Annotated in this window: 11 protein-coding genes and 1 pseudogene; 5 read left to right on the forward strand and 7 right to left on the reverse strand. The window is 73.4% G+C overall.

The annotated features are described in order from the left end of the window. Positions 1 to 33: 33 nt before the first annotated feature. Positions 34 to 501, reverse strand: coding sequence for a VOC family protein (locus ABD981_RS33880; protein ID WP_046907696.1), 468 nt, complete (start codon positions 499 to 501; stop codon positions 34 to 36). 134 nt (positions 502 to 635) lie between these two features. Here ABD981_RS33880 and ABD981_RS33885 point away from each other — a divergent pair, with 134 nt between their 5' ends. Continuing rightward, positions 636 to 2,036, forward strand: a complete 1,401-nt coding sequence (locus ABD981_RS33885; RefSeq protein ID WP_046907695.1) for a cytochrome P450 — start codon at positions 636 to 638, stop codon at positions 2,034 to 2,036. Positions 2,037 to 2,089: 53 nt separating this feature from the next. Here ABD981_RS33885 and ABD981_RS33890 read toward each other — a convergent pair whose 3' ends face one another. Beyond that, a complete protein-coding gene (locus ABD981_RS33890) occupies positions 2,090 to 2,911 on the reverse strand; it encodes a putative protein N(5)-glutamine methyltransferase (protein WP_046907694.1) in 822 nt (273 codons plus the stop codon). Then, a complete protein-coding gene (locus ABD981_RS33895) occupies positions 2,904 to 3,386 on the reverse strand; it encodes a glutathione peroxidase (protein ID WP_046907693.1) in 483 nt (160 codons plus the stop codon). The genes ABD981_RS33890 and ABD981_RS33895 overlap by 8 nt, the downstream gene beginning before the upstream one ends. A 36-nt stretch (positions 3,387 to 3,422) precedes the next feature. Between ABD981_RS33895 and ABD981_RS33900 the strand changes: the two genes are divergently transcribed. After that, on the forward strand, positions 3,423 to 3,635 hold the full coding sequence (locus ABD981_RS33900) for a DUF6011 domain-containing protein (RefSeq protein ID WP_046907692.1): 213 nt from the start codon (positions 3,423 to 3,425) through the stop codon (positions 3,633 to 3,635). 16 nt (positions 3,636 to 3,651) lie between these two features. Here ABD981_RS33900 and ABD981_RS33905 read toward each other — a convergent pair whose 3' ends face one another. Together ABD981_RS33905 and ABD981_RS33910 are read right to left on the reverse strand one after the other, a co-directional pair. Further along, positions 3,652 to 4,515 (reverse strand): acyl-CoA thioesterase, encoded by an 864-nt coding sequence (locus ABD981_RS33905; protein WP_046907691.1) that lies wholly within the window; start codon positions 4,513 to 4,515, stop codon positions 3,652 to 3,654. Positions 4,516 to 4,600: 85 nt separating this feature from the next. Further along, the gene (locus ABD981_RS33910; protein ID WP_123954448.1) at positions 4,601 to 7,174 is read right to left on the reverse strand and encodes a DEAD/DEAH box helicase; all 2,574 of its coding nucleotides are present in this window, start codon (positions 7,172 to 7,174) and stop codon (positions 4,601 to 4,603) included. Positions 7,175 to 7,270: 96 nt separating this feature from the next. Between ABD981_RS33910 and ABD981_RS33915 the strand changes: the two genes are divergently transcribed. Then, positions 7,271 to 8,062 (forward strand): metal-dependent hydrolase, encoded by a 792-nt coding sequence (locus ABD981_RS33915; protein ID WP_046907689.1) that lies wholly within the window; start codon positions 7,271 to 7,273, stop codon positions 8,060 to 8,062. Positions 8,063 to 8,181: 119 nt separating this feature from the next. On the opposite strand, the gene ABD981_RS33920 is transcribed toward ABD981_RS33915, so the two are convergent. After that, positions 8,182 to 9,963, reverse strand: coding sequence for an ABC transporter ATP-binding protein (locus ABD981_RS33920; protein ID WP_046907688.1), 1,782 nt, complete (start codon positions 9,961 to 9,963; stop codon positions 8,182 to 8,184). Continuing rightward, a pseudogene (locus ABD981_RS33925) lies at positions 9,960 to 11,823 on the reverse strand (ABC transporter transmembrane domain-containing protein). The gene ABD981_RS33920 and the pseudogene ABD981_RS33925 overlap by 4 nt, the downstream one beginning before the upstream one ends. Positions 11,824 to 12,059: 236 nt before the next feature. Here ABD981_RS33925 and ABD981_RS33930 point away from each other — a divergent pair. Both ABD981_RS33930 and ABD981_RS33935 read left to right on the forward strand, forming a co-directional pair. After that, entirely contained in the window at positions 12,060 to 13,664 is a 1,605-nt protein-coding gene (locus tag ABD981_RS33930) for a peptide-N4-asparagine amidase (protein WP_046907686.1), read from the forward strand. 65 nt (positions 13,665 to 13,729) lie between these two features. Continuing rightward, positions 13,730 to 13,921, forward strand: a complete 192-nt coding sequence (locus tag ABD981_RS33935; RefSeq protein WP_046907685.1) for an antitoxin — start codon at positions 13,730 to 13,732, stop codon at positions 13,919 to 13,921. Positions 13,922 to 13,948: the final 27 nt, after the last annotated feature.

A 13,948-nucleotide genomic window follows, 5' to 3' on the forward strand; every position in this document is an offset into this window, starting at 1 on the left:
GCCGGAGCCGGGGCCCGGAGGGGGCGGAGCGTGTCACACGACACAGAACTCGTTGCCCTCCGGGTCCTGGAGCACCACCGCGTAGTACTCCATGCCCTCCGGCCGGTCCATCGTGTACAGCACCGAGGCGCCCAGGACGGTCAGCCGGGCGACCTCGGCGTCGACCCGCTCGCGGCGCAGGGCGAGCGGGACCGCCCGGCCGCCGCCGACCTTCAGGTCCAGGTGGAGCCGGTTCTTGACGGTCTTCGGCTCGGGGACCGCCTGGAACCAGACGCGCGGCCCGACGCCCTTCGGGTCGACGATGGACTCGGGCAGCTCGCCCGCGCCGTCCGCCAGCTCCTCCTCCGGGACGCCCAGCGCCCGCCAGTACGCCAGCCAGCTCACGTGGCCCTCCGGCGGCGGCTCCGGCTCGTAACGCAGGGCCTCCGCCCAGAAGGGCACCAGGCGCCGGGGGTCGACGCAGTCGATCGTGAGCTGCAGGGTCATCTCGGTCTCGTCCATCCCGGAAGCCTCCCAGACCCCACTGACAGCGGACCGGAACGACGACTGCCGGAGCCCGCTCCCGTACGGCAGAATCGAACGCGCCGACGAACACCACGGGACGTCGGACGGAACGTCACACGGGGGGCCGCACGATGACGACGACCACCAGCGCCACCGCACGGCAGGTGCCCGAACTCACGGGCGTCCCGCTGCTCGGCTCGCTGCTCGACCTCAAGAACGACTCGCTCGGCACCTTCCTGAAGGCCCGCCGCGACCACGGCGACGTCGTCCGGATCACCGCAGGACCGCCCGGCGCCCGGGCCACCGTCCACTGCGTGTTCTCCGCCGAGGGCGCCCAGCAGGTGCTCGCCACCGACGCCGCCAACTTCCGCAAGGACAACGCCTTCTACCAGGAGATCCGGGAGTCCTTCGGCAACGGACTGCTGACCAGCCAGGACGGCGACTACCTGCGCCAGCGCCGGCTCGTCCAGCCGCTCTTCACCCGCCGCAGCGTCGACGGCTACGCCGCCGCCGTCGCCACCGAGGTCACCCGGCTCACCGACGGCTGGCGCACGGCGGGCCACGGCTCCGTGGACGTCGTCCACGAGATGGCCGGGCTGGCCCTGCGCGCCGTCGCCCGCATCCTCTTCGGCACCGACGTCGACGAGGCCGTCGGCATCGTCGAGCGCTGCTTCCCCGTCCTCGGGGACTACGTCTCGCGCCGCGGCTACGCGCCCCGCAAGCTCCCGCGCTCCTGGCCCACGCCCGTCAACCGGCGCGCCGCCACGGCCCACGAGGAGCTGTACGCGGTCTGCGACCGGATCATCGCCGAGCGGCGCGCGGCCGGCACCGACGGCGCCGACGGCGGGGGAGACGGCGAGGACCTGCTGAGCCGCCTGGTCGCCGCGAGCGACGGCGCCGACGGCTTCGACGCGGGCGAACTGCGCGAGCAGGTCCTGGTGTTCCTGCTCGCCGGCCACGAGACGACCGCCACCTCGATGGGCTTCGCCCTCCACCTGCTGGCCCGCCACCCCGAGGTGCAGCGGCGGGCCCACCAGGAGCTCGACGAGGTCCTGGGCGGCCGCACGCCGGGCGCCGCCGACCTCGACGCGCTGCCCTACCTCACCCGGGTCCTCAAGGAGGCCATGCGGCTCTTCCCGGCCGCCCCGGCCATCGGCCGGCGGGCCGTCGAGGCCACCGAGATCGGCGGGTACGCGATCCCCGCCGGGGCCGACGTGATCGTCGCCCCCTGGGTCACCCACCGCCACCCGCGCTACTGGGACGACCCGGAGCGCTTCGACCCCGAGCGCTTCACCCCGGAGCGGGAGGCCGAGCGCCCCCGCTACGCCTGGTTCCCCTTCGGCGGCGGCCCGCGCGCCTGCATCGGACAGCACTTCTCGATGCTGGAGTCGGTGATCGCCCTCGCGATGATCCTCCAGCGCCACGAGCTGGAGGCGATCGACACCCACGTGCCGCTCGGCTCGGCGATCACCCTCCAGGCCCTCGGCCCGGCCCGCTGCCGGCTGAGGCCCCGCACCGCCCGGGAGGGCTAGGCCCGCAGGCCAGGCGGGACTTTCCGGACGCGACCGAGGCCCTGTCGTTCGGATCAGGCCTGGCCGGCCCGCGGTGCCAGGCCGGATCCGGACACGAGCAAGGGCCGCGTCGCCACCAGCACCGTGGCGTACAGCTCCTCGTCCTCCAGGATCCGGGCCGACAGGCCGTGCGCGGTGACCGCCGCCACGGCCCGGTCGGCCTGGCGCTCGCTCGTCTCCACCAGCAGGTGGCCGCCCGGCGCCAGCCAGTCGGCCGCCTCGGCCGCGACCCGGCGCAGCACCTCCAGGCCGTCCGCGCCGCCGTCCAGCGCCACCAGCGGCTCGTGGTCGCGCGCCTCGGGCGGCAGCAGGGCCACGTCCTCGCTCGGCACGTACGGCACGTTGGCGACGAGGACCTCGATCCGGCCGCGCAGCGCCTCCGGCAGCGGCTCGAAGAGGTCGCCCTCGTAGACCCGGCCGCCGCGCGGCTCCAGGTTCCGCCGGGCGCAGCGCACCGCCGCCGGCTCGATGTCCGAGGCGTGCACCTCGGCGCCCGGCACGGAGGCGAGCAGCACCGCCCCCGCCGCTCCGGAGCCGCAGCACAGGTCGACGCAGACGGCGCCCGGCCGGGCCAGCGCCACCGCGCGGCCCATCAGGAACTCCGTGCGCCGGCGCGGGACGAACACGCCCGGGTCGACCTCGATCCGCAGCCCGGCGAACCCGGCCCAGCCCACCACGTGCTCCAGCGGCAGGCCCGAGACCCGCCGCCGGACCATCGCGTCCAGTTCGGCGGGGCCCCGCGCCGCCGCGGTCAGCAGCTCCGCCTCCTCCTCGGCGAAGACGCAGCCCGCGGCCCGCAGCCGCTCCACCACGCCGGCGATCGCGAGCTCAGGCAAGCTGGGCCTCGATCGCGGCCACGACCTCGGGGGCCTCCGGCTCGGTGCGCGGGCGGAAGCGGGTGACCACGCCGTCGCGGCCGATCAGGAACTTCTCGAAGTTCCACTGCACGTCCCCGGCCGCGCCCTCGGCGTCCGCGACCTTGGTCAGCTCCGCGTACAGCGGGTGCCGGCCGGCGCCGTTGACGTCCGTCTTCTCCAGGAGCGGGAAGGTCACGCCGTACGTCGCGGAGCAGAAGGTGCCGATCTCCTCCGCGCTGCCCGGCTCCTGGCCCGCGAACTGGTTGCAGGGCACACCGACCACGGTGAAGCCGCGGTCCCCGTACTCCTTCTGCAGCCGCTCCAGACCCGCGTACTGCGGGGTGAGGCCGCACTGCGAGGCCACGTTGACCACCAGGACGGCACGGTCACGGAAGTCGGCGAGGGAGATCGGGTCCCCGGTGAGGGTCTTCAGCGGGATCTCGTACAGGCTCATGGACAGCTCCTCGGTTGCATGGGGTTTGATCTCAACATGGGAGACGAACCACTGGCAATCGAGATCGATTCCGCCGCACAGCCGGCGCCGGGCCGCGTGTGGTGCCGGCTGTGCGGCCGCCCGCTGACCGGAGCCGAGTCCCGCCGCACCGGACTCGGCCCCTCCTGCGACGCCAAGCTGCACCCGCCGGGCCCGGACATCCGCACCCGCCGCCACGAGGTCGAGCAGGACACCCTGCCCGGCGTGTGAGGCGCGAGGGGCCCCGCTAGAGCTTGCGGAACAGCCCTTCCTGCACCACCGACACCAGCAGCCGGCCCTCGCGGTCGTAGATCCGGCCGCGGGCCAGCCCGCGCCCGCCGTGCGCGATCGGCGACTCCTGGTCGTACAGGAACCACTCGTCGGCCCGGAACGGGCGGTGGAACCACATCGCGTGGTCGAGCGACGCCATGTCGAAGCCGCGCGGCCCCCACAGCGGCTCCACCGGGATGCGCACCGCGTCGAGCAGCGTCATGTCCGAGGCGTAGGTCAGCGCGCAGGTGTGCACCAGCGGGTCGTCGCCCAGCGGCCCCACCGCCCGCATCCACACCGCGCTGCGCGGGTCCGCGCCCTGGACCTCCTCCTTCGTCCAGCGCAGCCGGTCCACGTAGCGGATGTCGAAGGGCTGCCGCCGGGCCATCCGCTCCAGCGCCTCCGGCAGCGCCCCCAGGTGGTCGCGGATCTCGTCCGCCAGGTTCGGCAGGCTCTCCGGGTCGCCCAGGTGCCGGGGCGGCAGCTGGTGCTCGAAGGCCGACTCCTCCGGGCGGTGGAAGGAGGCCGTCAGATTGAAGATCGTCCGGCCCTCCTGGATCGCGGTGACCCGCCGGGTGGTGAACGAGCGCCCGTCGCGCACCCGCTCCACCTGGTAGACGATCGGCACGCCCGGCCGGCCCGGCCGCAGGAAGTAGGCGTGCAGCGAGTGCACCGGGCGCTCGCCGTCCGTGGTGCGCCCGGCCGCCACCAGGGCCTGGCCGGCGACCTGCCCGCCGAAGACCCGTTGCAGCGACTCCTGCGGGCTGCGGCCGCGGAAGATGTTCACCTCGATCTGCTCCAGGTCGAGCAGGTCCACGAGTCTCTCGGCGGGGTTGGTCACCTCATGCTCCTTCGGATGTCTCCACGGGGATGCCCCCAGGCGATGCCCACGAGGGGTGCCTGCGAGCGATGCCTACGAGGGGTGCCTACAGCTGTCCGACCGAGGTCACCCGCACGACCGCCCGGCCCTCCTCGTCCGAGGCCGCCAGGTCCACCTCCGCGCTGATGCCCCAGTCATGGTCACCGTTCGGGTCGGCGAAGGTCTGCCGGACGCGCCAGAGCCCGTGCTCCGCGTCCTCCTCGATGGCGAGCAGCTTCGGGCCCCGGGCGTCCGGACCGGTGCCCAGGTCCTCGTACTCGTCCCAGTACCCGTCCATCGCCTCGCCCCACGCGTCGGCGTCCCAGCCGGACTCCCCGTCCAGCTCGCCGAGCGCGTCCACGTTGTCCAGCGCCGCCAGCTCCACCCGGCGGAACATCGCGTTGCGCACCAGGACCCGGAAGGCGCGGGCGTTCGCCGTGACCGGCTTGACCTGGTCGGCCTTCTCCTGGGCCTCCTCGGCCGTCTGGACCTCCGGGTTCGCCAGCTGCTCCCACTCGTCGAGCAGCGAGGAGTCCACCTGGCGCACCATCTCGCCCAGCCACTCGATCAGGTCCTGGAGGTCCTCGGTCTTCAGGTCGTCCGGGATCGTGTGGTCCAGCGCCTTGTACGCGCTCGCCAGGTAGCGCAGCACGATGCCCTCGGTCCGCGCCAGCTCGTACCAGGAGGTGAACTCCGTGAAGGACAGCGCCCGTTCGTACATGTCACGGATGACGGACTTCGGCGAGACCGGGTGGTCGCCGACCCACGGGTGCGACTTCCGGTAGACGTTGTACGCGTGCCAGAGCAGCTCCTCCAGCGGCTTCGGGTACGAGATCTCCTGGAGCCGCTCCATGCGCTCCTCGTACTCGACGCCGTCCGCCTTCATCTGGCCGACCGCCTCGCCGCGCGCCTTGTTCTGCATGGCGGCGAGGATCTGGCGGGGGTCGTCGAGGGTCGACTCGACCACCGAGACCATGTCCAGGGCGTAGGAGGGGGACTCCGGGTCCAGCAGGTCGAACGCGGCCAGCGCGAAGGTGGACAGCGGCTGGTTCAGCGCGAAGTCCTGCTGGAGGTCGACCGTGAGCCGGATCGTGCGGCCCTCGGCGTCCGGGGTGTCCAGCTGCTCCACCACGCCGCCGTCCAGCAGCGAGCGGTAGATCGCGATGGCCCGGCGGATGTGCCGCAGCTGGTTGCGGCGCGGCTCGTGGTTGTCCTCCAGGAGCTTGCGCATCGCCTCGAAGGCGTTCCCCGGCCGGGCGATCACGGACAGCAGCATGATGTTCGTGACCTTGAAGCGCGAGGTCAGCGGCTCCGGCTCGGAGTCGATCAGCTTCTCGAAGGTGGTGTCGCTCCAGGCGACGAAGCCCTCGGGGGCCTTCTTGCGGACCACCTTGCGGCGCTTCTTCGGGTCGTCGCCGGCCTTGGCGAGCGCCTTCTCGTTCTCGATGACGTGCTCGGGCGCCTGCGCGACCACGAAGCCCGCGGTGTCGAAGCCGGCCCGGCCGGCCCGGCCCGCGATCTGGTGGAACTCCCGCGCCCGGAGCGTCCGCACCCGGTTGCCGTCGTACTTGGTCAGCGCCGTGAACAGCACCGTGCGGATGGGCACGTTGACGCCCACGCCGAGGGTGTCCGTCCCGCAGATCACCTTCAGCAGACCCGCCTGCGCCAGCTTCTCGACCAGCCGCCGGTACTTGGGCAGCATGCCGGCGTGGTGCACGCCGATGCCGTGCCGCACGTAGCGCGAGAGGTTCTGGCCGAACTTGGTGGTGAACCGGAAGTTGCCGATCAGCTCGGCGATCTTGTCCTTCTCCTCGCGCGAGCACATGTTGATGCTCATCAGCGACTGCGCCCGCTCCACGGCCTGCGCCTGGGTGAAGTGGACGATGTAGACCGGTGCCTGCCGGGTCTCCAGGAGCTCGGTGATGGTGTCGGTGATCGGCGTGAGCCGGTACTCGTAGGAGAGCGGCACGGGCCGCGTCGCCGAGCGGACCACCGAGGTCGGCCGCCCGGTCCGCCGGGTCAGGTCCTTCTCGAACATCGACACGTCGCCGAGGGTGGCCGACATCAGGATGAACTGGGCCTGCGGCAGTTCGAGGATCGGGATCTGCCAGGCCCAGCCGCGGTCCTGCTCCGCGTAGAAGTGGAACTCGTCCATCACGACCTGGCCGATGTCGGCGTCCTTGCCGTCCCGCAGCGCGATCGAGGCGAGCACCTCGGCGGTGCAGCAGATGACGGGGGCGTCCGCGTTCACCGAGGCGTCGCCGGTGAGCATGCCGACGTTCTCGGTGCCGAAGATCTTGCACAGGTCGAAGAACTTCTCCGACACCAGCGCCTTGATCGGCGCCGTGTAGAAGGTCACCTGGTCATTGGCCAGGGCCGTGAAGTGCGCCCCCGCCGCGACCAGCGACTTTCCCGAGCCGGTCGGGGTGGAGAGGATCACGTTCGCCCCGGAGACCACCTCGATCAGCGCCTCCTCCTGAGCCGGGTAGAGCGTGATGCCCTGGTCCTCCGCCCATGAGGAGAAAGCCTCGAAAAGGGCGTCGGGGTCGGCGGTCGGCGGGAGCTGATCGATAAGGGTCACGCCCCCATCTTGCCTGGATTCCGTTCGGATGAGGGAACCGGCCACCGGAAGGAAGATCACGGAGGATAGGCTGGCCCGTCGACCGGTCGCGCGACCGGTCGGCCGACCGTGCGTCAACTGGGCGCCGGCGTACGAGGAAACGGGGCGGGCACGACCATGATGGGACCGGCGCACTCGCTGTCCGGCGCAGCGGCCTGGCTGGGTGTCGGGGCGGCCGCGGCGGCGCTCGACCACCCGATGCCGTGGCCGGTTCTGGTCGTCGGCGCGCTCATCTGCGCGGGCGCTGCCCTCGCCCCCGACCTCGACCACAAGTCGGCCACCATCTCGCGCGCCTTCGGACCCGTCTCCCGCGGCCTGTGCGAGGTCGTCGACAAGCTCTCGTACGCCGTCTACAAGGCCACCCGCTCCTCCGCCGACCCGCGCAGGTCCGGCGGCCACCGCACCCTCACCCACACCTGGCTGTGGGCGGTCCTGATCGGCGCCGGCTGCTCCGTGGCCGCGGTCACCGGCGGCCGCTGGGCGGTCCTGGCGATCCTCTTCGTGCACCTGGTCCTCGCGGTGGAGGGCCTGCTGTGGCGGGCCGCCCGGATGTCCAGCGACATCCTGGTGTGGCTGCTCGGCGCCACCAGCGCCTGGATCCTCGCCGGGGTCCTCGACCAGCCCGGCAACGGCGCGGCGTGGCTGTTCACCGAGCCCGGCCAGGAGTACCTGTGGCTCGGCCTGCCGATCGTGCTGGGCGCCCTCGTCCACGACATCGGCGACGCCCTGACCGTCTCCGGCTGCCCGATCCTGTGGCCCATCCCGGTGGGCCGCAAGCGCTGGTACCCGATCGGCCCGCCGAAGGCCCTGCGCTTCCGCGCCGGCAGCTGGGTCGAGCTGAAGGTCCTGATGCCGGTCTTCATGCTGCTCGGCGGGGTGGGCGGGGCCTCGGCCCTCGGCTTCCTGTAGCGGTTCCGTCAGCCGTTCCGCCCCTGGGCCGAGGTACGCGGAAGGGGCCGCCCCGGTTCGACCGGGGCGGCCCCTTCGCGCTGTGCACGCCGAGCGGGCCCGGCGCGCCCGGCGTGCGCCTATCCGTGCCAGGAGCGCCACAGGGCCGCGTACGCCCCGTCCGCCGTCACCAGCTCGTCGTGGCTGCCCAGCTCGCTGATCCGGCCGCCCTCGACCACCGCGATCAGGTCGGCGTCGTGCGCCGTGTGCAGCCGGTGCGCGATGGCGATCACCGTGCGGCCGTCCAGCACCCGGGCCAGCGAGCGCTCCAGGTGGCGGGCCGCCCGCGGGTCCAGCAGCGAGGTCGCCTCGTCCAGGACCAGCGTGTGCGGGTCGGCCAGGACGAGCCGGGCGAGCGCGACCTGCTGGGCCTGGGCCGGGGTGAGGGCCAGGCCGCCCGAGCCGACCTCGGTGTCGAGGCCCGCGTCGAGGGCCCGCGCCCAGCCGTCGGCGTCGACCGCGCCGAGCGCCTCCCACAGCTCCGCCTCCTCGGCGCCCGGCCGCGCCAGCCGCAGGTTGTCGCGGAGCGAGCCGACGAAGACGTGGTGCTCCTGGTTGACCAGGGCCACGTGCTCGCGGACCCGCTCGGCGGGCATCCGGGCCAGCTCCGCGGAGCCGAGGGTGACGCTCCCGGAACGCGGCGCGTAGATGCCCGCGAGCAGCCGGCCGAGCGTCGACTTGCCGGCCCCCGAGGGACCGACCAGGGCGAGCCGGGTGCCCGGGGCGACGTCCATCGACACCCGGTGCAGCACGTCCACGCCCTCGCGGTAGCCGAAGCGCACCTCGTCGGCGCGGACCGCCCGCCCCTCCGGGCGCACCGTCCCGTCCCCGGCCTCCGGCTCGATCTCCCGGACGCCCACGAGCCGGCCCAGCGACACCTGGGCGACCTGGAGCTCGTCGTACCAGCGCAGGACGATGCCGATCGGGTCGACCAGCATCTGCGCCAGCAGCGCGCCCGTGGTCAGCTGCCCCACGTCCATCCAGCCCTGGAAGACGAACACCCCGCCGACCAGCAGTACGGACGCGATCACGATCGTGTGCGTGAGGTCGACGACCGGGAAGAGCACCGAGCGCAGGTAGAGCGTGTAGCGCTCCCAGCGCGTCCACTCCCGGATCCGCTGGTCCGAGAGGTCGATCCGGCGCTTGCCGAGGCGGTGCGCCTCGATCGTGCGGCCCGCGTCCACGGTCTCCGCGAGGGCCGCGGCCACGGCCGCGTACCCGGCGGCCTCCGAGCGGTACGCCGAGGGCGCCCGGCGGAAGTACCAGCGGCAGCCGACGATCAGCAGCGGCGCCGCGCACACCAGCGCGAGCGCCAGCGGCGGGGCGGTCACCGCGAGACCGCCGATCAGCAGTCCCGCCCACACCACACCGACGACGAGCTGCGGCACGGCCTCGCGCATCGCGTTGGCGAGCCGGTCGATGTCGGTGGTGATCCGGGACAGCAGGTCGCCGGTCCCGGCCCGCTCCAGGACACCCGGCGGCAGGGCCACCGAGCGCACGAGGAAGTCCTCGCGCAGATCGGCCAGCATCTCCTCGCCGAGCATCGCGCCGCGCAGCCGCACCAGCCGGGTGAAGACCGTCTGGATCAGCAGCGCGACCGCGAACAGGGCCGCCGTGCGCTCCAGGTGCAGCTCGCGGGCGCCGTCCGTCAGCCGCTCGACGACCGAGCCGAGCAGATAGGGACCGGCCATCGAGGCGATCACCGCGATCGCGTTGACCCCGACGAGCAGGGCGAACGCCCCGCGATGGCGGCGCAGCAGGTCCCGGACGTACGTCCGCACCGTCGCCGAGCCGCCCACCGGCAGCGTCGTCGCCGACTGGGGTGCCGCCGGGTCGTACTCCGGGGGCGCCAGGCCGATCATGCCGACTCTCCTTCCAGCTCTTCTTCCAGCTTTTCCGCCAGCACGTCGTCGAGGTCCCCGAGCCGCCGCGGCCCGCCGTCGAGGGCGTGCCCGGCAGGCTCGTCGCGCTCGTCGTCCGTCTCGCGGGTCACGACGGCCCGGTAGCGGGGCTCGTCGGCCAGCAGTTCGCGGTGGGTGCCGACCGCGACCGCCGCGCCCTCGTGGACCAGGACCACCCGGTCGGCGAGGTCCAGCAGCAGCGGCGAGGAGGCCAGCACCACGGTCGTGCGGCCCGCGCGCAGCCGCTTGATCCCGTCGGCCACCCGGGACTCGGTGTGGGAGTCCACCGCCGAGGTCGGCTCGTCCAGGACCAGCACCTCCGGGTCGGTGACCAGGGAGCGGGCCAGGGCGAGCCGCTGCCGCTGTCCGCCGGAGAGCGACCGGCCGCGCTCGGTGATCCGGGTGCGCATCGGGTCGCCGCCGGTGTCGACGGAGGCCTGGGCCAGGGCGTCCAGGACGTCCCCGCACTGGGCCGCCTCCAGGGCCGCCCGCGCCGCGACCGCCCCCGAGGACGGCACGTCCAGCAGCTCCCGCAGCGTGCCCGAGAGCAGCACCGGGTCCTTGTCCTGGACCAGGACCGCCGTGCGGGCCGCGTCGAGCGTCAGCTCGTCGAGGGCGACCCCGCCGAGCAGCACCGAGGCGTGGTCCTCGCCCGGCTCCGGCGGATGACCGCCGAAGCGGTCCGCGAGCCGTCCCGCCAGGTCCGGGTCCCCCGCACACCACCGCGGTGAACCGGCCCGCCGGGGCGAGCACCCCGGTGACCGGGTCGTACAGGTCGCCCGCGGGCAGCTCCTCGGCGTCCCGCGCGGGGGCGGGGGCCGTCGTGGTGCGCGACAGGGCGAGCACCCGGGCGGCGCGCTTCGCGGACGGGCGCGAGAAGGAGTACGCCATCGCGATCTCCTCGAAGGTGCGCAGCGCGTGATGGGTGAGCGCCACCGCCCCGTAGACGGTGACCAGTTCGCCCACCGAGATCCGCCCGTCCAGTGCCAGCCGCGCGCCGTACACCACGACCGTGAGCATCAGCAGTCCGGGCAGCAGCACCTGGACGGCCGCGATGACCGCCCACATCCGGGCGCTGTGCACGGCGGCCTCGCGCACCTCCTGGGAGGCGGCCCGGTAGCGGCCGAGGAACAGCTCCTCGCCGCCGATGCCGCGCAGCACGCGCAGCCCGGCCACGGTGTCGGAGGCCAGCTCGGTGGCCCGGCCCGCCTTCTCGCGCTGCACGTCGGCCCGGCGGGTGGCGCGGGGGAGCAGGGGCAGCGCGGCGAGCGCGAGGACCGGGACGCCCAGCGCGACGACCACGCCGAGGTCCGGCTGGTAGAGCACGAGCCCGACGCAGACGACGACCAGGCTGACGGCCGCCGCGGCGAACCGGGAGGCGGCCTCCACGAACCAGCCGATCTTCTCGACGTCGCCGGTCGACACGGCCACGACCTCGCCCGCCGCGACCCGCCGGGTCAGCAGCGAGCCGAGTTCGGCGGTCTTGCGGGAGAGCAGCTGCTGGACCCGGGCGGCGGCCGTGATCCAGTTGGTCACGGCGACCCGGTGGGCCATCGTGTCGCCGGCCGCGATCGCGCAGCCGAGCAGGGCGAGCAGCCCCACGCCCAGCGCCAGCCGGCCGCCGTCGCGGTCCACGACCGCCTGGACGGCGAGGCCGACGCCGATCGGCAGCCCGGCGATGCCCAGTTGGAACAGCAGGCCCCAGAGCAGGCACTTCACCTGCCCGCCGAGCTGCTGACGGCCGAGCCAGAGGAGGAACCTGCCGCCCGACCGGACGTCCGGGACCCCTGGGTCGGCATACGGTAGATCGCGAATCTGCATGATGTCCCAAGCGCCTTCGACCGGTGTCTCTCACCGGTCCTGTCCGGTGACTCCCACCGGTCCTGTGGTGTCCCGCATCCTGTGATGTCCCGAACCCACCAAGGCTCGCTCCACGGCCCACCGCTCGGCAATCGGTTTTCCTGCGCACCGCTTTCGGCACCTTCGAGACAGAACCCGCCAAGCCCGGCCCACGCCCTCTGGACCGGGCGCCGGAACCCGCGCTTCACTCCGGTCCCATGAGACAACGGAAGATCATGAGCATGATCGGCGGCCTCACCCTCGCCGCGGGTCTGCTGCTCGCCGCCCCGGCGGCGCACGCGGCGGACGACCCCGCCACCCCGCCTGCCGAGTTCACCACCGACTGGCACGATCCCGTGACCGCCGCCCCGCCCGTCACCACCCCCGGCACCCCCAGCTGCCAGGTGACCCTCGCCGAGGCGCAGTTCCGCGACTTCACCCCGTACCGCGGGAGTTACACCCCGCCCAGGGAGTGCGGCACCCGCTGGAACAAGGTCGTCCTGCGCCTGGAAGGGAAGGTGAAGGGGCGTCAGTACGACCGCCTCGGGCACCTCTCCGTCGGCGGCGTGGAGATCTTCCGCACCTCCACCCCGCAGCCCTCGCCCGACGGCATCGCCTGGTCGGTCGAGAAGGACGTGACCCGCTACCGCGAGGTCCTCAGCCGCCCCCAGCCCGTCGAGATGCTCATCGGCAACGTCGTCAACGACACGTACACCGGGGTCTTCGACGTCCGCGTCACCCTCACCTTCCACACCGCCGAGGGCCCGGTGAAGCCCGCCGCCGGCACCCCCGACCGGATCCTGCCGCTGACCGGCGCGACCCTCACCACCCCGCGCAACACCGAGCGCGTCCTCGCCGAGGTGTACGCCACGGGCTCGGGCGGCGGCTGCGAGGAGTACTGGTACCTCACCGTCCCCGACGCCGCGCCCTACTCCTGCAAGGCCGCCGACGGCCCGTACCGCGAGGTGCGGATCGCCGTCGACGGACGGCTCGCCGGCATCGCCGCGCCGTTCCCGACCGTCTGGACCGGAGGCTGGTCCAACCCCTTCCTCTGGTACGTCACCCCCGCCCCGCGCGCCTTCGACATCCAGCCGGTCGTCTACGACCTCACCCCCTTCGCCGCGCTCCTCAACGACGGCCGCCCGCACCGGGTGGAGGTCTCCGTGGCGGGCGTCCCCGCCGGGCAGACCGGCTGGGGCACGCCCGCCAACCTGCTGCTGTGGCAGGACGAGGGCAGCGCCGTCGTCACCGGAGGCCTCGACCGGCACGAGGAGGGCGCCCCGCGCGGCTCCGCCGTGTACACGGCCGGCGCACCGGCCCGGCTGGACACCACCGGCGGGCACACCCTCACCGTCGCCGGCCACCTGAACACCTCGCACGGCCGGGTCTCCACCACTGTCGCCCGCACCCTCGACCACCGCTCCGCCCACCGCTGGGGCGCGGACGAGAACCCCGACGCGCTCACCGCGTACTGGACCGACGACGAGACGGTGACCGTCGGCCGGACCGTCACCCGCACCCACCGCACGTACACCATGGACGGCGAGACCACCGTCGGCGCCGGCGACCGGCTGCGGACCGTGCTCACCCTCGGCGACCGGGCGGCCGTCACCGTCGAGCGGAACGGGAAGCGGCTGTCCTGGTCCCGCCTCGACGACACGTACACCGGCGACGCCACCTACACCACCGGCGTCCCCCGCGACCAGCGGCACGCGGTCGGCACCAGCGCCGAGCGCTACCGCCTGTACGGCTCCGACGGCTGCCACGACCGCTCGCTCAGGACCGTCCAGGGCACCCTCGTGGAGGACCTGCGGCGTTGCTGAGCGGATGCGGTCCGGCGCCCGACCGGTGATCCTGGACGGGAGCACAGCCCGCCAAGGAGGCTCGGATGAGCGTGATGGACAAGCTCAAGCAGATGCTGAAGGGTCACGAGGACAAGGCCGGTCAGGGCATCGACAAGGCCGGTGACTTCGTCGACGAGAAGACCCAGGGCAAGTACAGCGGCCACGTCGACACCGCCCAGGAGAGGCTGAAGGACCAACTGGGCACCGACCGGCCCCAGGACCCGCCGCCGCAGTAGCCCCCGGCAGGCACGTGCGGCGGAGTC

Origin of the sequence: Streptomyces showdoensis (assembly GCF_039535475.1) — a bacterium.
Lineage (GTDB): Bacteria > Actinomycetota > Actinomycetes > Streptomycetales > Streptomycetaceae > Streptomyces > Streptomyces showdoensis.

What these genes read in the sequence shown, in the direction of transcription:
- ABD981_RS33880 (WP_046907696.1), bottom strand. Translation starts at nt 501, where the DNA reads ATGGACGAGACCGAGATGACCCTGCAGCTCACGATCGACTGCGTCGAC.
- ABD981_RS33885 (WP_046907695.1), top strand. Translation starts at nt 636, where the DNA reads ATGACGACGACCACCAGCGCCACCGCACGGCAGGTGCCCGAACTCACG.
- ABD981_RS33895 (WP_046907693.1), bottom strand. Translation starts at nt 3,386, where the DNA reads ATGAGCCTGTACGAGATCCCGCTGAAGACCCTCACCGGGGACCCGATC.
- ABD981_RS33900 (WP_046907692.1), top strand. Translation starts at nt 3,423, where the DNA reads ATGGGAGACGAACCACTGGCAATCGAGATCGATTCCGCCGCACAGCCG.
- ABD981_RS33915 (WP_046907689.1), top strand. Translation starts at nt 7,271, where the DNA reads ATGATGGGACCGGCGCACTCGCTGTCCGGCGCAGCGGCCTGGCTGGGT.
- ABD981_RS33920 (WP_046907688.1), bottom strand. Translation starts at nt 9,963, where the DNA reads ATGATCGGCCTGGCGCCCCCGGAGTACGACCCGGCGGCACCCCAGTCG.
- ABD981_RS33930 (WP_046907686.1), top strand. Translation starts at nt 12,060, where the DNA reads ATGAGACAACGGAAGATCATGAGCATGATCGGCGGCCTCACCCTCGCC.
- ABD981_RS33935 (WP_046907685.1), top strand. Translation starts at nt 13,730, where the DNA reads ATGAGCGTGATGGACAAGCTCAAGCAGATGCTGAAGGGTCACGAGGAC.